Origin of the sequence: Streptomyces sp. NPDC001941, assembly GCF_040296945.1 — a bacterium.
Taxonomy (GTDB): Bacteria; Actinomycetota; Actinomycetes; order Streptomycetales; family Streptomycetaceae; genus Streptomyces.
Genome location: NZ_JBEOYE010000002.1, coordinates 101,321 through 119,381, shown reverse-complemented (window position 1 = coordinate 119,381; position 18,061 = coordinate 101,321). Strand labels below are relative to the sequence as shown.

The 18,061-nt window shown below is 73.7% G+C and carries 14 protein-coding genes; 9 read left to right on the top strand and 5 right to left on the bottom strand.

All coding sequences use genetic code 11. From position 1 onward, the window contains the following. A complete protein-coding gene (locus ABT160_RS02345) occupies nucleotides 1–1,608 on the bottom strand; it encodes a carboxyl transferase domain-containing protein (RefSeq protein ID WP_351642442.1) in 1,608 nt (535 codons plus the stop codon). Between the two features lie 98 nt (nucleotides 1,609–1,706). On the opposite strand from ABT160_RS02345, the gene ABT160_RS02340 reads away from it, so the two are divergent. Both ABT160_RS02340 and ABT160_RS02335 read left to right on the top strand, forming a co-directional pair. Continuing rightward, nucleotides 1,707–2,288 (top strand): SACE_7040 family transcriptional regulator, encoded by a 582-nt coding sequence (locus ABT160_RS02340; protein WP_351642440.1) that lies wholly within the window; start codon nucleotides 1,707–1,709, stop codon nucleotides 2,286–2,288. Nucleotides 2,289–2,404: 116 nt separating this feature from the next. After that, nucleotides 2,405–3,172 (top strand): phosphatase, encoded by a 768-nt coding sequence (locus tag ABT160_RS02335; protein ID WP_351642439.1) that lies wholly within the window; start codon nucleotides 2,405–2,407, stop codon nucleotides 3,170–3,172. Here the strand turns inward: ABT160_RS02335 and ABT160_RS02330 are convergent. Genes ABT160_RS02330 through ABT160_RS02320 form a run of 3 tightly spaced genes read right to left on the bottom strand, consistent with a single transcriptional unit; the run spans nucleotide 3,142 to nucleotide 6,201 of the window. Next, on the bottom strand, nucleotides 3,142–4,143 hold the full coding sequence (locus ABT160_RS02330; RefSeq protein WP_351642438.1) for a cation diffusion facilitator family transporter: 1,002 nt from the start codon (nucleotides 4,141–4,143) through the stop codon (nucleotides 3,142–3,144). The two genes, ABT160_RS02335 and ABT160_RS02330, sit on opposite strands and share 31 nt — an antisense overlap. A 34-nt stretch (nucleotides 4,144–4,177) precedes the next feature. Beyond that, the gene (locus ABT160_RS02325) at nucleotides 4,178–5,047 is read right to left on the bottom strand and encodes an acyl-CoA thioesterase (RefSeq protein WP_351642436.1); all 870 of its coding nucleotides are present in this window, start codon (nucleotides 5,045–5,047) and stop codon (nucleotides 4,178–4,180) included. Beyond that, nucleotides 5,044–6,201 (bottom strand): acyl-CoA dehydrogenase family protein, encoded by a 1,158-nt coding sequence (locus ABT160_RS02320; protein WP_351642434.1) that lies wholly within the window; start codon nucleotides 6,199–6,201, stop codon nucleotides 5,044–5,046. The genes ABT160_RS02325 and ABT160_RS02320 overlap by 4 nt, the downstream gene beginning before the upstream one ends. Nucleotides 6,202–6,471: 270 nt before the next feature. On the opposite strand from ABT160_RS02320, the gene speB reads away from it, so the two are divergent. From speB to ABT160_RS02285, 7 genes are all read left to right on the top strand, one after another. After that, on the top strand, nucleotides 6,472–7,443 hold the full coding sequence (gene speB, locus ABT160_RS02315; protein ID WP_351642432.1) for an agmatinase: 972 nt from the start codon (nucleotides 6,472–6,474) through the stop codon (nucleotides 7,441–7,443). Next, a complete protein-coding gene (locus ABT160_RS02310; protein ID WP_351642429.1) occupies nucleotides 7,440–9,122 on the top strand; it encodes a thiamine pyrophosphate-binding protein in 1,683 nt (560 codons plus the stop codon). Before speB ends, ABT160_RS02310 begins: the two co-directional genes overlap by 4 nt. 113 nt (nucleotides 9,123–9,235) lie before the next feature. Further along, a complete protein-coding gene (locus tag ABT160_RS02305) occupies nucleotides 9,236–10,270 on the top strand; it encodes an esterase-like activity of phytase family protein (protein WP_351642426.1) in 1,035 nt (344 codons plus the stop codon). A 99-nt stretch (nucleotides 10,271–10,369) separates the two neighbouring features. After that, nucleotides 10,370–11,344 (top strand): serine hydrolase, encoded by a 975-nt coding sequence (locus ABT160_RS02300; protein ID WP_502984149.1) that lies wholly within the window; start codon nucleotides 10,370–10,372, stop codon nucleotides 11,342–11,344. Nucleotides 11,345–11,458: 114 nt separating this feature from the next. Continuing rightward, nucleotides 11,459–15,199 (top strand): ABC transporter ATP-binding protein, encoded by a 3,741-nt coding sequence (locus tag ABT160_RS02295; RefSeq protein WP_351642423.1) that lies wholly within the window; start codon nucleotides 11,459–11,461, stop codon nucleotides 15,197–15,199. A gap of 135 nt (nucleotides 15,200–15,334) precedes the next feature. After that, nucleotides 15,335–15,739: a hypothetical protein gene (locus tag ABT160_RS02290; protein ID WP_351642421.1), complete on the top strand. Its 405-nt coding sequence runs from the start codon at nucleotides 15,335–15,337 to the stop codon at nucleotides 15,737–15,739. A gap of 201 nt (nucleotides 15,740–15,940) precedes the next feature. After that, entirely contained in the window at nucleotides 15,941–17,410 is a 1,470-nt protein-coding gene (locus tag ABT160_RS02285) for a serine protease (RefSeq protein ID WP_351642419.1), read from the top strand. A gap of 40 nt (nucleotides 17,411–17,450) precedes the next feature. On the opposite strand, the gene ABT160_RS02280 is transcribed toward ABT160_RS02285, so the two are convergent. Continuing rightward, nucleotides 17,451–18,056: a hypothetical protein gene (locus ABT160_RS02280; protein WP_351642416.1), complete on the bottom strand. Its 606-nt coding sequence runs from the start codon at nucleotides 18,054–18,056 to the stop codon at nucleotides 17,451–17,453. Between the last annotated feature and the right edge of the window lie 5 nt (nucleotides 18,057–18,061).

The following is an 18,061-nucleotide window of genomic DNA, read 5'->3' as shown; positions in this document are numbered from 1 at the left end:
TCACATCCGGAAGACGCCGAACCGGGGCTCACCCAGCGGCGCGTTGGCACAGGCGGTCAGGGCCAGACCCAGCACCTGCCGGGTCTCCAGGGGGTCGATCACGCCGTCGTCCCAGAGCCGGGCGGTGGCGTAGTAGGCGCTGCCCTGGGTCTCGTACTGCTCGCGGACCGGGGCCTTGAAGGCCTCTTCCTCCTCGGCGCTCCAGGCGTCGCCGAGCTGGTCGCGCTTGACGGTGGCGAGCACCGAGGCGGCCTGCTCGCCGCCCATCACCGAGATCTTGGCGTTGGGCCACATCCACAGGAAGCGGGGCGAGTAGGCGCGGCCGCACATCGAGTAGTTGCCCGCGCCGTAGGAGCCGCCGACGACGACGGTCAGCTTGGGCACCCGGGTGGTGGCGACCGCCGTGACCATCTTGGCGCCGTGCTTGGCGATGCCGCCGTGCTCGTACGCCTTGCCGACCATGAAGCCGGAGATGTTCTGCAGGAACACCAGGGGGATGCCGCGCTGGTCGCACAGCTCGATGAAGTGCGCGCCCTTCTGGGCGGACTCGGAGAACAGGATGCCGTTGTTGGCGACGATCCCGACCGGGTGGCCGTGGATCCGGGCGAAGCCGGTGACCAGGGTCTGGCCGTACTCGGCCTTGAACTCCTGGAAGCGCGAGCCGTCCACCACGCGCGCGATGACCTCGCGCACGTCGTAGGGGGTGCGGGAGTCGACCGGCACCGCCCCGTAGAGCCCCAGCGGGTCGGCCTTCGGCTCCTCCACCGGGGCCGTGGTCCACGGCAGCGGGCCGCGCGAGGGCAGGGTCGCCACGATGTCCCGGACGATCCGCAGCGCGTGCGCGTCGTCCTCGGCGAGGTGGTCGGTGACCCCGGAGGTGCGCGAGTGGACCTCGCCGCCGCCCAGCTCCTCGGCCGTCACGACCTCGCCGGTGGCGGCCTTCACCAGGGGCGGGCCACCCAGGAAGATGGTGCCCTGGCCGCGCACGATGACGGCCTCGTCGCTCATCGCCGGCACGTACGCCCCGCCGGCGGTGCAGGAGCCGAGGACCGCCGCGATCTGCGGGATGCCCATCCCGGACATCCGGGCCTGGTTGTAGAAGATCCGGCCGAAGTGCTCGCGGTCGGGGAAGACCTCGTCCTGCATCGGCAGGAAGGCGCCGCCGGAGTCCACCAGGTAGACGCAGGGCAGCCGGTTCTCCAGGGCCACCTCCTGCGCGCGCAGGTGCTTCTTCACCGTCATCGGGTAGTACGTGCCGCCCTTGACGGTCGCGTCGTTGGCGACGACCACCACCTCGCGGCCGGCGACCCGGCCCACGCCCGCGATCACCCCGGCGGCCGGGGCCTGGTCCCCGTACATCCCGTTCGCCGCGAGCGGGGCCAGCTCCAGGAAGGGCGAGCCCGGGTCGAGCAGCGCGTCCACCCGGTCGCGGGGCAGGAGCTTGCCGCGGGCGGTGTGCCGGGCGCGGGCCTTCTCGCCGCCGCCCTGGCGGACGGCGGACAGCCTGGCGCGCAGGCCTTCGGACAGCTCCCGGTGCGCGGCCTCGTTGGCGCGCCAGGCCTCGGACGCGGGATCTGCCGCGCTGTCGAGGACGGGTGCCTGCTGCATCGTGCCCCCTGCTGGGTGGTGTGAGCCGGGTGTTAATGAGCGTTAACGCGTTTCCCTCAGGTTAACGAGCGCTAACCGGGTTGTCTAGAATCAGTGCCATGAGCACCAGGACCGATGCCCCCACGCGGCGCGAGCAGATCCTCAGGGAGGCCGCCCGCCTCTTCGCCGAGCGCGGCTTTCACGGGGTCGGCGTGGACGAGATAGGCGCGGCCGTCGGCATCAGCGGGCCCGGCCTCTACCGCCACTTCCCCGGCAAGGACGCGATGCTCGCCGAGCTGCTCGTCGGGATCAGCGAGCGCCTGCTGGACGGCGGGCGGACCCGCGCCGCCGGGGCGGCCGGCGACCCGGGCGCGGTGCTCGCCTCGCTCATCGACGGGCACATCGACTTCGCGCTCGACGACCGGGCGCTGATCACCCTGCACGACCGCGAGCTGGAGCGGCTGCGCGACGACGACCGCAAGCGGGTGCGGCGCCTCCAGCGCGAGTACGTCGAGCTGTGGGTGGGCGTGGTCCGCGAGCTGTACCCGGAGCCCTCGGAGGGGGAGGTGCGGGCGGCCGTGCACGCGGTCTTCGGCCTGCTGAACTCCACGCCGCACCTGGGCGGCGGCGCGGGACGCGCGGTCACCGAGGGCGTCCTGCGCCGGCTGGCCCACGGCGCCTTCGGGGCGCTGGGGGCGTAGGGGCCTTCCGTCCGGACCGGGCCGGCCTTCCGTCCGGACCGGGCCGGCGGGGGACCGGACCGCCCACAACGTGGATCGGGCGGGCCCGCGGCGGCCCGCTCCGCAAGAATGGGGTCATGCCGATACCCAGCCGTGCCGAACTCCTCGACCACCTCGTCCGCACCCGTATCGCCGGAAACGTCGCCACGCCCCGCGAGAACAACCTCAGCCACTACCGCAAACTGGCCAACGGCGACCGGCACTACTGGCTCGGCCTCGAGCTCGGTGAGCGCTGGAGCGACGAGCAGGACGTCCTCGCCGTCATGGCCGAGCGCTGCGGCGTCGACGACGACCCGGGCCACCGGGCCGGCCAGGACACCATCGACCCCGAGCTGACCGTGGCCGGCCTGGACCGGATGGCCGCCCGGCTGCGCAAGGCCGCCGAGGGCCGCCAGCGGGTGCTCTTCGCCACCGGCCACCCGGGCGCCCTGCTCGACGTCCACCACCGCACCGCCGCCGCCCTGCGCGCCGCCGGGTGCGACGTGGTGCGCATCCCGGGCGGCCTGACCGCGGACGAGGGGTACGTCGTGCAGTTCGCCGACGTGGCCGTCTTCGAGCGCGGCGCCTCCCTGTGGCACACCCATTCGCCGGAACCGATGAACGCGATCCTGGACGCCCTGGACACCGCCCCCGACCTCGTGGTCGCGGACCACGGGTGGGCCGGGCGGGCCGCCCAGCGCGGCGTGGACGCGGTGGGGTACGCGGACTGCAACGACCCGGCCCTGTTCATCGGCGAGGCCGAGGGCACCCTGCAGGTGGCCGTGCCGCTGGACGACCACGTGCTCGACCCGCGCTACTACGAGCCGATGACCGCCTACCTGCTGGACTCCGCCGGCCTGCTCTGACCGCGCCCCGGGGTGGGGTCCAGGTAGACGCGCCGGATCGCCGGGAAGCGGGCCCGCAGCCGGGCCTCCGCCGCCTCGCAGGCCCACTCGACCTGCTCGGCGGCGACCCCGTCCCGGAAGTCGACCTTCGCGGCCACCAGGAGCTCCTCGGGGCCCTGGATGAGAGTGGTCAGCTCCAGGACCCCGGCCACGTGCTCCACGGCGAGCAGTTCCTCGCGCACCGCCTCGCGCATCGGGCGCGGCAGCGGGCGGCCGATCAGCAGCTGGGCGTTGGCGTGGCCGAGCACCCAGGCCACGTACACCAGGAGCAGGCCGATCAGCACCGAGGCGACGCCGTCGAAGACGCCCGAGCCGGTGAGCTGGCCGCCCAGCAGGCCGCCCGCCGCGAGCAGCAGGCCGACCAGGGCGGCGGAGTCCTCCATGACGACGGCCTTGACCGTGGTGTCGGGGGTGAGGCGCAGGTAGCGGCCGACGGCCGTGCCGAAGCGGGCCGCCTCGCCGCGCACCTGGCGCACCGCGGTGCGCAGCGAGAAGCCCTCCAGGACGAAGGCGACGGCCAGCACGACGTACGAGACCAGGGGGTCGCCCGGCTCCTCGCCGTGCACGAGGGTGTGCACGCCGTCGTAGACGGAGAAGACCGCGCCGCCCACGAAGGTGGCCACCGACGCCAGCAGCGCCCAGACGTAGCGCTCGCCGCCGTAGCCGAGCGGGTGGTCCTCGTCGGCGGGCTTGTCGCTGCGCTTGAGCGCGGTCAGCAGCAGCACCTCGGTGATGGTGTCCGCGAAGGAGTGCGCCGCCTCGGAGAGCATCGCGCTCGACCCGCTGACGAGGCCGGCGACGGCCTTGGCCACCGCGATGCCCAGGTTGGCCAGCGCCGCCACGATCACCGTGAACGTGCTCTCGCCCGTGCCCTTGGCCGTGTCCTCGCCCGTGCTCGGGCCCGTGCCGTCCGGTTCCTCGCCCTGCGTCATGTACCGGACCGTACGCCCGCCGGGCGCCCGGCGCTCAGCGGGGGACCCGGACCACGCCCTCCTGGATCACCGAGATGGCCAGCCGGCCGTCCCGCGTGTAGATCCGGGCCTGGCCCAGGCCCCGGCCGCCCGCGGCGGACGGCGACTCCTGGTCGTACAGCAGCCACTCGTCGGCGCGGAAGGGCCGGTGGAACCACATGGCGTGGTCCAGCGAGGCGCCCACCACGTCGCCCACGGCCCAGCCGCCCCGGCCGTGCGCGAGCAGCACCGAGTCCAGCAGGGTCATGTCGGAGACGTAGGTGGCCAGGCACACGTGCAGCAGCGGGTCGTCGGCCAGTTTGCCGTTGGTACGGAACCACACCTGCGAGCGTGGTTCGCGCGGCTGCCCGACGCTGCCCCACGGCGGTGTCTCCACGTACCGCAGGTCGACCGCGGCGCGGGCCTTGACCAGCCGCTCGGCCACGTCGGCGGGCAGGTGGCGGGGGAGCGTCTCGGCGGCCGTCGGCAGGGTGTCCGGGTCCGGCGCCGGGGGCATCTCCGCCTGGTGCTCCAGGCCCTCCTCGTACGTCTGGAAGGACGCCGAGAGGTGGAAGATCGGCTGGCCGTGCTGGACGGCCACCACCCGGCGGGTGGTGAAGGAGCGGCCGTCGCGGATCCGGTCCACGGTGTACACGATCGGCGCGCCGGGGTCGCCCGGCCGCAGGAAGTACGCGTGCAGCGAGTGGGCCGTGCGGTCCTGCGGGACCGTCCGCCCCGCCGCCACCAGCGCCTGGGCGGCCACCTGGCCGCCGAAGACGCGGGGGACCACGGCGGAGCGGGACGCACCCCGGAAGTAGTCCTGCTCGATCCGCTCCAGGTCGAGCAGACCGAGCAGGCCGTCCAGCGCGGTGTGCGCTTCGGTCACAGACCCATGTCCTTGGCGATGATCATCTTCATGACCTCGCTGGTGCCGCCGTAGATCCGGTTGACCCGGTTGTCCGCGTACAGGCGGGCGATCGGGTACTCGTTCATGAAGCCGTAGCCGCCGTGCAGCTGGAGGCAGCGGTCGATCACGCGGTGCGCGACCTCGGTGCAGAACAGCTTGGCGGAGGCGGCCTCGGCCGGGGTCAGCTCGCCCGCGTCCAGGGCCTCCAGCGAGCGGTCGGCGACGGCCTCGGCGGCGTCCACCTCGGCCTGGCAGGCGGCCAGCTCGAACTTGGTGTTCTGGAAGGCGGCGACGGGCTTGCCGAAGACGGTGCGGTCCTGGACGTAGGCCTTGGCGAACCGGACGGCGGCCTTGGCCTGGGCGTAGGCGCCGAAGGCGATGCCCCAGCGCTCGGAGGCCAGGTTGTGGCCCAGGTAGTGGAAGCCCTTGTTCTCCTCGCCGAGCAGGTCCTCGACCGGGACCTTGACGTCGACGAACGCCAGCTCGGCGGTGTCGGAGACCTTCAGGCCCAGCTTGTCCAGCTTGCGCCCGATGGAGTAGCCCTCGGCCTTGGTGTCCACGGCGAAGAGCGAGATGCCGAAGCGCCGGTCGTCCTCGCGCGGCGCGGAGGTGCGGGCGCAGACGATGACGCGGTCGGCGTGCACGCCGCCGGTGATGAAGGTCTTGGCGCCGTTGAGGACGTAGTGCGTGCCGTCCTCGGAGAGCTTGGCGGTGGTCTTCATGCCGGCCACGTCGGAGCCGGTGCCCGGCTCGGTCATGGCGAGCGCCCACATCTCCTCGCCGGAGACGAACTTCGGCAGGAAGCGCTTCTTCTGCTCGTCGGTGGCGAGCATCTGGATGTAGGGCAGGCCGAGCAGCACGTGCACGCCGGAGCCGCCGAAGGTGACGCCCGCGCGGGCCGTCTCCTCGTACATGACCGCCTCGAACTTGTGCGACTCGATGCCCGCGCCGCCGAACTCCTCCTCGACGCGGATCCCGAAGACGCCCAGCTCGGCGAGCTTGTAGTAGAAGTCGCGCGGGGCCTGTCCGGCCGCCAGCCACTCGTCGTAGACGGGCACGACCTCGGCCTCGATGAAGGCCCGGATGGTGTCCCGGAACGCCTCGTGGTCCTCGTCGAATACGGTGCGGCGCACGGACGCCCTCCTTGGTCGGCTCTGTCTAAGCGCTTGCTCAGGGTGGTGGGGCTAGAAGTTACCCGGCGGTCACCGGCCCTGTCCAGAGTGCGTGGCCACGGGCCCGGCCGCCACCGCGGGCGTACGGACGTGACCGGAGCGGGCGTACGTACGTGCCGCCGCGGGCGTACGGGCGCGGCGACGCCACCTGTACGCCGCGGCCAAAAGGGCCGCCGCCGCCCTCGGGAACGTACATGTGCGAAATCCGCAGCCCTGCCTACGCTCGGGACCATGAGCAGCGAGCCCACCACGCCCCGCGGTCCGATCGACTCGTCCCGGATCCCCCGGTACGCCGGACCCGCCACCTTCGCCCGGCTGCCCCGCCTCGACGAGGTCGGCACCGCCGACGTCGCCGTGGTCGGCGTGCCCTTCGACTCCGGCGTCTCCTACCGGCCCGGCGCCCGCTTCGGCGGCAACGCCATCCGCGAGGCCTCCCGGCTGCTGCGCCCCTACAACCCCGCCCAGGACGCCTCGCCGTTCGCGCTGGCCCAGGTCGCCGACGGCGGTGACATCGCGGTCAACCCGTTCAACATCAACGAGGCCGTCGACACCATCGAGGCCGCCGCCGACGACCTCCTCGGCACCGGCGCCCGCCTGATGACCCTCGGCGGCGACCACACCATCGCCCTGCCGCTGCTGCGCTCGGTCGCCAAGAAGCACGGGCCCGTCGCGCTGCTCCACTTCGACGCGCACCTGGACACCTGGGACACCTACTTCGGCGCCGAGTACACCCACGGCACCCCGTTCCGCCGCGCGGTGGAGGAGGGCATCCTCGACACCGAGGCGCTCTCCCACGTCGGCACCCGCGGCCCGCTGTACGGCAAGCAGGACCTCACCGACGACGAGAAGATGGGCTTCGGCATCGTCACCTCCGCCGACGTCTACCGGCGCGGCGCCGACGAGGTCGCCGACCAGCTGCGCCAGCGCATCGGCGACCGCCCGCTGTACATCTCCATCGACATCGACTGCCTCGACCCGGCCCACGCGCCCGGCACCGGCACCCCCGAGGCGGGCGGCATGACCTCCCGCGAGCTCCTGGAGATCCTGCGCGGCCTGGCCTCCTGCAACCTGGTCTCCGCCGACGTCGTCGAGGTCGCCCCTGCGTACGATCACGCGGAGATCACCTCGGTGGCCGCGTCCCACACGGCGTACGAGCTCACCACCATCATGTCGCGCCAGATCGCGGAGGCCCGGACCAAGTGACCCACGACCACGACCTGGTGCTCCGCCCCACCGCCGCACAGACCGAGGCCGCGCTCAACCCGCCGCCCGGGCGCACCGGCGGGGACCTGGTCGTGGAGACGCTGGCCGGGCTCGGCGCGACCACCGCGTTCGGCCTGCCCGGCCAGCACGCCCTCGCCCTCTTCGACGCCGTACGCCGCTCCTCGCTGCGCTACGTCGGCCTGCGGGTCGAGAACAACGCGGGCTTCGCCGCCGACGCCTACGGCCGGATCACCGGCGAGGCCGCCCCGCTGCTCCTCTCCACCGGGCCCGGCGCGCTCACCTCGCTCGCCGCGCTCCAGGAGGCGGCCGCCGCCTCCGCGCCCGTCCTCGCCATCGCCAGCCAGGTCCCGGCCGCCGGGCTCGGCGGCGGGCGCCACGGCTACCTGCACGAACTGCGCGACCAGCAGGCCTCGTTCCGCGACGTCGTCAAGTCCGTGCACATCGCCCGCACCTCCTCGCAGATCCCCTCCGCCGTCGCCGAGGCCTGGCGCTCCGCGCTCACCGCGCCGCACGGCCCGGTCTGGCTGGAGATCCCCCAGGACGTGCTCACGGCCCCCGCCCAGGTGCCCGTCGTGACAGCCCCGGACGCCTTCCCCGAGGACCTGGTCCCGCGCCCCGAGCTCACCGCCGTCGCCGCCGACCTGCTCTCCCGGGCCGAGCGCCCGGTCATCGTCGCGGGCGGCGGCGTGGTGCGCGCCGACGCCTCCGGCAAGCTGCGCGCCCTGGCCGAGGCGCTGAACGCGCCCGTGGTCACCACCTTCGGCGGCAAGGGTGCCTTCCCCTGGCACCACCCGCTGTCCCTGCAGTCCTGGCTGGAGGACCGGCACACCACCGACTTCCTGGAGGACGCCGACGTCCTGCTCGTCGTCGGCTCGGGACTCGGCGAACTCTCCTCCCACTACCGCACGTTCGCCCCGCGCGGCCGGGTCGTCCAGATCGAGGCCGACCTCGGCAAGCTGGAGGCCAACTACCCGGCGCTCGGCATCCACGCCGACGCCCGGCTCGCCCTCACCGCGCTCCTGGAGACCGTCACCGAGCGCCCCGACCCCGGCGCCCCGGAGCGGGTGGCCGCCGTCCTTGACCGGGTGCGCCGCCGCATCGACGCCCAGGGCCTCACCCTGGAGCAGGACGTCGTCGCCGCCGTGCGCACCGCCCTGCCCGACGCCTCGCCCAGCTTCTGGGACATGACGATCCTGTCCTACTGGGCCTGGTCCGCCTTCGACGCCCGCCGCCCCAACACCATGCACTCCGCCCAGGGCGCCGGCGGCCTGGGCTACGCCTTCCCGGCCGCCCTCGGCGCCGCGGCGGCCGACCCGTCCGTCCCCGTCCTCGCGGTCTCCGGCGACGGCGGCGCCATGTACTCGCTGGCCGAGCTGGCCACCGCGAAGCAGTACGGCTCCGACGTGACCTGGCTGATCGTCGACGACGGCGGCTACGGCATCCTGCGCGAGTACATGACCGAGTCCTTCGGCGAGACCACCGGCACCGAGCTGGTCCGCCCCGACTTCGTCGCGCTCGCCGGGTCCTTCGGCGTGCCCGCCGTGCGCACCACGCCGGACGCCCTCGCCGCGGACCTCGCCAAGGCCCTGGCCACGCCCGGGCCTTCGGTCGTCGTCCTGCCCGCCCTGCTGCGCATGTTCGAGCCGACGCACCTGTGAGGGCGCGGATCCGGGGGCGCGCGCCGGAGCGCGCGCGTCCTCGACCGGACCTGTAGGAGCTCTTCACCCGGACTGTGCCCCACGAGCCCCTCCGGGTGCCTAGCGTGGCCCCCATGACCTCAACCGGCATACGTACGAGAGCGACCGCCGTCCTCGCCGCGGCGGCGGCCCTCACCGCGACGCTCGCCGCCGCGCCCGTCCACGCCGCGCCGCGCCACCCGTCCCCGGCCCACCCCTGCTCGCCGTACGCGGGCATCGAGAGCTTCTCCGACGCCCTCGACAAGACGCAGTTCCAGTCCGCGTTCGTCGGCAACTTCTCCGGCCTCGCCGTCGACACCCGCGGCCGGATCGCCGCCCTCTCCGACCGCTCCCAGCTCTTCACGCTGGACCCCGCCTCCCTCGCGCCGCTCGCGGTGACCACGCTCGCCGACGAGAAGGGCGCGGAACTCGACTCCGAGGGCCTGGCCGCGCTGTACGACGGCCAGTTCCTGGTCAGCTCCGAGACCGAGCCCTCGGTGCGGCGCTACGACCGCGCCGGGCGCATCACCGGGCGGCTTCCCGTGCCCGACGCCCTCCTCGTCGCCCCCGCCGGGCGGGCCTACCCCAACGCCACCTTCGAGGGCCTGGCCGTCCAGCCCGACGGCCGCACCGTCGTCGCCGCCATGGAGGCCCCCCTCTCCGGCGACACCGTCAACCGGATCCAGACCTGGCGCGACGGCCGCCTCGCCGCCCAGTACGGCTACCAGGCCGACCCGAGCCTGGGCATCAGCGAGACCACCGCCACCGGCGACGGCCGGCTGCTCGTCCTGGAGCGCGGCTTCACCGCGGGTGTCGGCAACACCGTCCGGCTCTACCTCGCCGACCTGCGCCGCGCCACCGACGTCCGCGCCGTGGAGCGGCTGACCGGACAGCCCGAGGTGCGGCTGGTCCGCAAGACCCTCCTCGCCGACCTGGTGGACTGCCCGTCCCTCGGCGCCACCGCCAAGCAGCCCCAGCCCAACCCGCTGCTCGACAACATCGAGGCGATGGCGGTCACCGGCCGCACCCCGGACGGCGGCCTGCGGCTGCTGCTCGCCAGCGACGACAACCAGAACCCCGCCCAGACGACCCGTTTCTACCGTTTCGTGGTGAAACTTCCGCGCGCCTAGGGCCGGTTCGCGCGCCCCGGTGGGTGCCGTCTGCAACAGTCCCGTACCAGCGCCCCCAACTCCGTACAACCATTTCGCCCTTGGTGAGTCAATCGAGGCGTGAATCGACTCTTCAGAACCCGCCGGGGCCGCGCCGGCCTCGGCGCGGCCCTCGCCGTCGGGGCCCTCATACCGGGCCTCCCCGCCGCCACCGCACCGGCTGCCGCGGCCGCTCCCGCGGTCAGCTGCGTGTCGACGACGCCCGGGCTCGCCGCCAAGCTGACCACGGACATCACCGCCGCCCTCAAGGGCCGCACCCCCTCCATCTCGCTGGCCCTGTACGACCGCAAGACGGGCACCAGCTGCTCCTACCGCGCCACCGTGAAGTACGACTCGGCCAGCGTGGTGAAGGCGACCGTGCTCGGTGCGCTGCTGCTCGACGCGCAGAAGCACAAGCGCTCGCTGACGAGCACCGAGAAGAGCCTGGCCACGGCCATGATCACCAAGTCGGACAACAACGCCACCAGCAAGCTGTGGAAGCAGCTGGGCGTCGCCAAGGTCAAGACGTTCCTGACCGCGGCCGGCATGACCCAGACCGTGCCCGGCGCCGACGGCTACTGGGGCCTGACCCAGATCACCTCGCGCGACGAGTCGGTCCTGCTGGGCCGGCTGATCACGCCGACCGGCCTGTTCACCGAGGCCAACCGGCAGTACCAGCTCACCCTCATGCGCGCCGTCGTCAAGGACCAGCGCTGGGGCACCCCCGCGGGCGCCCCCGCCGACGTCGCCGTCCAGGTCAAGAACGGCTGGCTGTCCCGCGCCACCCACGGCTGGCGGGTGCACAGCATCGGCGCCTTCACCGGCTACAAGGGCCGCCCGCCGTACCACCTGAACGTCCTCACCCAGGACAACAGGACGATGAACGACGGAGTGAACGCCATCCAGGCGATCGCCCGCGTCGTCCACCGCGACCTCAACCCCACGGCCGCGCCGCAGCAGGCCTTCGTGCCGCCGGCCGCCCCGCAGGGCGCGCTCCCGGCCACGCCCGAGACCGCGGCCGTCCCGCTGGTCACGGCCCCGGCCACCGGGTCCTAGGACCGCCCGCCGCGACCCGGGACCAAAGGCCGGGTTTTGTTGCGGCGGGATGAAATCCCACGTCGGCCGCGTTGGTGCCTTCCGGCAGAGAATGCAGGGAACGGGAGGCACCACGTGGCGGCGGCTCGAACAGAGCGGGCTCGGACCGAGCAGGGGTGGGCACGACGGCTCTCCGGATACGCCTGGCGTTACCGGACGAACGTACTGCTCGCCCTGGGGTCCTCCCTCGCGGGCATGGCCGTGATGGCCCTGGTCCCGCTGATCACCAAGGTCGTCATCGACGACGTGATCGGCTCCCACACCCGCTCCCTGGCCGTCTGGACCGGCCTGCTGATAGCCGCGGCCGTCCTCGTCTACGGCCTCACCTACGTCCGCCGCTACTACGGCGGCCGGCTCGCGCTCGACGTCCAGCACGACCTGCGCACCGACATGTACGACACCCTCGCCCGGCTCGACGGGCGCCGCCAGGACGAGCTGTCCACCGGCCAGGTCGTCGGCCGCGCCACCAGCGACCTCCAGCTGATCCAGGGCCTGCTCTTCATGCTCCCGATGACCATCGGGAACGTCCTGCTCTTCGTCATGTCCCTGGTGATCATGGCGTGGCTCTCGCTGCCGCTCACCCTGGTCGCCCTCGCCGTGGCCCCCGCGCTGTGGTTCATCGCCAAGCGCAGCCGCACCCGCCTCCACCCCGCCACCTGGTACGCCCAGCAGCAGGCCGGCACCGTCGCGGGCGTCGTCGAGGGCGCCGTCTCCGGCGTCCGCGTCGTCAAGGGCTTCGGCCAGGAGGAGCAGGAGACCGGCAAGCTGCGCGAGGCCGGCCGCAAGCTGTTCGCCGGGCGGCTGCGCACCATCCGGCTGAACTCCCGCTACACCCCCGCCCTGCAGGCCGTCCCCGCCCTCGGCCAGGTCGCCATGCTCGCCCTCGGCGGCTGGCTGGCCACCCGCGGCCAGATCACCCTGGGCACCTTCGTCGCCTTCTCCACCTACCTCGCCCAGCTCGTCGGACCGGTCCGGATGCTCGCCGTGGTCCTCACCGTCGGCCAGCAGGCCCGGGCCGGCGTCGAGCGGGTCCTGGAGCTGGTCGACACCGAGCCCAGCATCGAGGACGGCACCAAGGAGCTCCCGGCGGACGCCCCCGCGGGCGTCGAGTTCGACGACGTCACCTTCGGGTACGAGGAGGGGCAGCCCGTCCTCGACGGCTTCTCGCTGACCATCGCCCCCGGCGAGACCGTCGCCGTGGTCGGCGCCTCCGGCAGCGGGAAGTCCACCGTCTCGCTGCTCCTGCCGCGCTTCTACGACGTCTCCCACGGCGCCGTCCTGGTCGGCGGGCACGACGTGCGCGAGCTGACCCTCGCCTCGCTGCGGGCCGCCGTCGGCCTGGTCCCCGAGGACAGCTTCCTGTTCTCCGAGAGCATCCGCGCCAACATCGCGTACGGCCACCCCGACGCCACCCAGGAGCAGATCGAGACCGCCGCCCGCGCCGCCCGCGCCCACGACTTCGTCGCCCGCCTGCCCGAGGGCTACGACACCAAGGTCGGCGAGCACGGCCTCAGCCTCTCCGGCGGCCAGCGCCAGCGCGTCGCCCTGGCCCGCGCCATCCTCGCCGACCCGCGCCTGCTGCTGCTCGACGACGCCACCTCCGCCGTCGACGCGCGCGTGGAGCACGAGATCCACGAGGCGCTGCGCTCGGTGATGGCCGGGCGCACCACCCTGCTCATCGCCCACCGCCGCTCCACCCTGGGCCTGGCCGACCGGATCGCCGTCCTGGACGGCGGCCGGCTCGCCGCCATCGGCACCCACGAGGAGCTGGAGCGCGACTCCGCCCTCTACCGGCGGCTGCTCACCGACCCCGACGAGCTGGGCGGCGTCTCGCCCGGCCGCGCGGAGCCCGCCGCCGAGCCCGCCGAGGACCGCTCGCTGCGCCAGGAGCTGGACGCCGAGTTCGACGCCGAGCACGGCGTCACGCCCGCCCTGTGGGTGCGCGGCGAGCGCCCCGACCCGGCCGAGGCCGACACCGAGGGGGCCTCCCCGGAGCTGCGCGTCCAGCTGGCGGCCCTGCCGCCCGCCGCCGACACCCCCGAGGTGGACGAGGCCCGCGCGGTGACGCCCGAGGAGTCCTACGGGCTGCGCAGGCTGCTGCGCGGCTTCGGGCTGCCGCTGCTGTTCTCGCTGCTGCTGGTGGCCGTGGACGCGGGCATGGGCCTGCTGCTGCCCGTACTGATCCGGCACGGCATCGACGAGGGCGTGGAGCGGGCGGCCCTGGGCGCGGTGTGGGCCGCCTCCGGTCTGGCCCTGCTCACCGTGGTCGTGCAGTGGGCCGCGCAGACCGGGGAGACCCGGATGACCGGCCGCACCGGCGAGCGGGTGCTCTACGCGCTGCGGCTGAAGATCTTCGCCCAGCTCCAGCGGCTCGGCCTGGACTACTACGAGCGCGAGCTGACCGGGCGCATCATGACCCGGATGACCACGGACGTCGACGCCCTGTCCACGTTCCTGCAGACCGGCCTGGTCACCGCGTTCGTCTCGGTCGTCACCTTCCTCGGCATCATGGTCGCCCTGGTCGTCATCGACGTGCAGCTGGCCCTGGTCGTCTTCGCCACGCTGCCGGTGCTGGTCATCGGCACGTACTTCTTCCGCCGTTCCAGCCAGCGCGCCTACGAGCTGGCCCGCGAGCGGATCAGCGTGGTCAACGCCGACCTCCAGGAGTCCGTCAGCGGCCTGCGGATCGTGCAGGCCTTCCGCCGCGAGCACACCGGCGCGGTCCGCTTCCGCGAGCGCAGCGACTCCTACCGGCAGGCCCGGGTGCGCGGCCAGTGGCTGATCTCGGTCTACTTCCCGTTCGTCCAGCTGCTCTCCTCGGTGGCCTCGGCCGCCGTGCTGATCGTGGGCGCGGGCCGGGTCGACGCGGGCACCCTGACGACCGGCGCGCTGGTGGCCTACCTGCTCTACATCGACCTGTTCTTCCAGCCGGTCCAGCAGCTCTCCCAGGTCTTCGACGGCTACCAGCAGGCCGCCGTCTCGCTCGGCCGGATGCAGGAGCTGCTGCGCGAGCCCACCTCCACCGAGGAGGCGCCCCGCCCGCTGGACGTGCTGTCGCTGCGCGGCGAGATCGCCTTCGAGGGCGTCGACTTCGCCTACCGCGCCGACGACGGCGAGGAGACCGCGCTCAGCGGCATCGACCTGCGGATACCCGCCGGCCAGACGGTCGCCTTCGTCGGCGAGACCGGCGCGGGCAAGTCGACCCTGGTCAAGCTGGTCGCCCGGTTCTACGACCCGACGTCGGGCCGGGTCACCGCCGACGGCACCGACCTGCGCGACCTGGACCTCACCGCGTACCGCCGCCGCCTCGGGGTGGTGCCCCAGGAGGCCTACCTCTTCCCCGGCACCGTCCGCGACGCCATCGCCTACGGGCGCCCCGGGGCGAGCGACGCCGAGGTGGAGGCCGCGGCCCGCTCGGTCGGCGCCCACGACATGATCGCCACCCTGGACGGCGGCTACCTGCACGAGGTCGCCGAGCGGGGCCGCAACCTCTCGGCCGGCCAGCGCCAGCTGATCGCGCTCGCCCGCGCCGAGCTCGTCGACCCCGACGTGCTGCTCCTGGACGAGGCCACCGCCGCCCTCGACCTGGCCACCGAGGCCCAGGTCAACGCGGCCACCGACCGGCTCGCCGGGCGCCGCACCACGCTGGTCGTCGCCCACCGCCTGACCACGGCCGCCCGCGCGGACCGGGTCGTGGTGATGGACGGCGGCCGGGTCGCCGAGGACGGTACGCACGACGAACTGCTCGCCCTGGACGGGCGCTACGCCACCCTGTGGCGGACCTTCATCGGCGAGGAGGAGCCCGCGGCGGCCTGACGCCACCCGCCGGGCGCGAAAGCGCCTACTGCTCCCGCCCCCGGACGGGCAGCCTTACGACAGCCGGGCGACGCAACCGTGCGGAGCCCGGCTGCGTCGTACGCATGTACGCTCCAGTGGCCGGAGGGGGCTCACGTGTTCGGACAGGTCGGCAGGGCAGGCGCGCGCACCGTCGCGCACGCGCTCGCGGTGGTGGTCGCCGCGGGCGCGCTCACGCTGTCCGGACCCGGGACGCCACGGGCCGACGCGGCCTCCGTGTGCAGCGGACGGCCCGCCAAGACGGTCACGTTCGCCACCGGTGAGCTGCGCGTGTACAAGAACCGCACCCACGCCTGCGCGCTCACCATCGCCAAGAAGCCCGGCGCGCGCCGGGCCATGTCCGTCTCGCTCCAGCCGCGCGGCGGCCGGCCGGTCGTCGACAGCGGAAAGTTCGTCCAGCAGGCCGGGCCCGTCACCGCCTACGCCCTCAACCGCTGCGTCCGCGCCTCGGGCTCCATCGCCGGCGCCAAGGTCTCCACGGGCTGGATCCTCTGCCGCTGAGGGGCGCTGAGGGCGCTGGCCGTGGATAGCTGCTGTGGGCCGCGGAGGGCCACGGAGGGCCGGCTGAGGGCCGCGGAGGCGCGACCGGCCCGCTCCGGGCCGGTCCTTTCTCGTCACACCCGTCTCAACCAGGTCTGGCGACACGCCCGTTGGCCCCGCTAGGTTCACGCCGCGACCGACGCGAACCGAAGGGGAGGGCGCATGCGCAGCGCGCTGAGATGGCTGCTGGCGTTCGTGGTGCTCCTGGGCACCGTGAGCACGGCAGGGGCGGCCACCGCCGCCGTACCGCACGACACGGCCGGGACCGGGGCCACCACGGCGGCCGGAGCGGCCACCGGCACGGACATCAAGGACCGCATCCTGGCGATCCCGGGGATGAGCCTGATCCAGGAGAAGCCGTACCCGGGCTACCGCTTCTTCGTCCTGAACTACACCCAGCCCGTCGACCACCACCGGCCGTGGGCCGGCACCTTCCAGCAGCGCCTCACCGTGCTGCACAAGGACACCTCGCGCCCCACCGTCTTCTACACCAGCGGCTACGGCGTCAGCACCAACCCCAGCCGCCGCGAGCCCACCCAGATCGTCGACGGCAACCAGGTCTCCATGGAGTACCGCTACTTCACGCCGTCCCGCCCGCAGCCCGCCGACTGGTCCAAGCTCGACATCTGGCAGGCCGCCAGCGACCAGCACCGCATCTTCGCCGCCCTCAAGCGGATCTACGACCGCAAGTGGCTGGCGACCGGCATCTCCAAGGGCGGCATGACCGCCACCTACTACGAGCGCTTCTACCCGCGCGACATGGACGGCGTCGTCGCCTACGTCGCGCCCAACGACGTGGTCAACGACGAGGACTCGGCGTACGACCGCTTCTTCGAGACCGTCGGCACCAAGGAGTGCCGCGACCGGCTCAACGCCCTCCAGCGCGAGGCCCTGGTCCGCCGCACCCCGCTCCAGGCCAAGTACCGGGCCTGGGCCGACGCCAACGGCGCCACCTTCCGCACCGTCGGCACCCTCGACAAGGCGTACGAGGCCGTGGTCCTCGACTTCGTCTGGGGCTTCTGGCAGTACCACCTGGAGTCCGAGTGCGCGGACGTCCCGGACGCGAAGACCGCCTCCGACCAGGCCGTCTACGACACCATCGACGCCTACTCGGGCTGGTCCGCCTACACCGACCAGGGCCTTGAGGGCTACACCCCGTACTACTACCAGGCGGCCACCGAGCTCGGCGCGCCCACCATCGAGCTCCCGCACCTCAAGGGCCTCACCCGGTACGGCTACCTGCCGCCGTCCAGCTTCGTGCCGCGCGAGGTGCCGCTGCCCCGCTTCAAGCCGTGGGTGATGCGCGACGTGGACACCTGGGTCCGCCACAACGCCCAGCGCATGATCTTCGTGTACGGCGCCAACGACCCGTGGGGCGCCGAGCGGTTCCGCGTCGGCGCGGGCTCGCGCGACAGCTACGTCTACGCGGCGCCCGGCGCCAACCACGGCGCCACCGTCTCCGCCCTGGTCCCCGCCGAGCGCGACCGCGCCACGGCCCGGATCCTCGCCTGGGCGGACGTCGCCCCGGCCGCCGTCCAGAGCAGCCCCGAACTGGCCCGCCCGCTCGCGCCGTTCGACGCCCGCCTGGACAAGCGCGAGGCCAAGGAAGGGGAGCTGAGGCTGCGGCCGTAGTACGCCGCGCCGCTGAACGCCCCGTGTTCCCGTGGCATGTTCAGCGGCGCCGCGCACAGCCGACCGGGCTGCTGCCGCCCAGGACAGGTCCCAGGTCCACGAAGAGGTCCGTGGCCGACGGACACCCGGCCCGGGAGCGCACCGCCGCCACCACCTCGTAGCGCGGCGCGCCCCCGGCCGGACCGTCGCAGGCCGTCTCCTCGACCCGGCCCGCGCCCGCCCGCCGGACGCAGTCGCCCACGCGCGTGCGCGGACCGCCGCCGCGCCCCGGATCACCGGGGTGCGGCGGCTCCAGGTTGCGCATGCAGGCGTACCCGCGGGCCCTGGCGCCGGCGCCGGTGACGTGCAGCACGAAGTCCGTCGGGGCCGGGCACGAGGCGCCGTGGTCGTCGGCGGCCGGGGCGCCCGCGTGCCGGGCCAGCACCTTGGCCGCGGCCTTCTCGCTGCCGCACGGCACCTCGCGGTACTCCGGCCCGGCCGTGCCGCACTCGCCGGCGTCCAGGAACACCGCCCCGTAGCCGGGCGACGACGAACCCGACGGCCCCGGGGTCGCCCCGCCACCGCCGTCCGCCGCCCGCTGGCAGGCCACGCCGCCCCCGGCGAGCAGCACGGCGCACACCACCCCCATGACGTCCCGCCCCCGCATGGCGC

Excerpts from the sequence above, each read along its gene's own strand:
- ABT160_RS02345 (WP_351642442.1), bottom strand. The coding sequence starts at position 1,608 with ATGCAGCAGGCACCCGTCCTCGACAGCGCGGCAGATCCCGCGTCCGAG.
- speB (WP_351642432.1), top strand. The coding sequence starts at position 6,472 with ATGAGCAGCGAGCCCACCACGCCCCGCGGTCCGATCGACTCGTCCCGG.
- ABT160_RS02340 (WP_351642440.1), top strand. The coding sequence starts at position 1,707 with ATGAGCACCAGGACCGATGCCCCCACGCGGCGCGAGCAGATCCTCAGG.
- ABT160_RS02330 (WP_351642438.1), bottom strand. The coding sequence starts at position 4,143 with ATGACGCAGGGCGAGGAACCGGACGGCACGGGCCCGAGCACGGGCGAG.
- ABT160_RS02305 (WP_351642426.1), top strand. The coding sequence starts at position 9,236 with ATGACCTCAACCGGCATACGTACGAGAGCGACCGCCGTCCTCGCCGCG.
- ABT160_RS02285 (WP_351642419.1), top strand. The coding sequence starts at position 15,941 with ATGCGCAGCGCGCTGAGATGGCTGCTGGCGTTCGTGGTGCTCCTGGGC.
- ABT160_RS02335 (WP_351642439.1), top strand. The coding sequence starts at position 2,405 with ATGCCGATACCCAGCCGTGCCGAACTCCTCGACCACCTCGTCCGCACC.
- ABT160_RS02280 (WP_351642416.1), bottom strand. The coding sequence starts at position 18,056 with ATGCGGGGGCGGGACGTCATGGGGGTGGTGTGCGCCGTGCTGCTCGCC.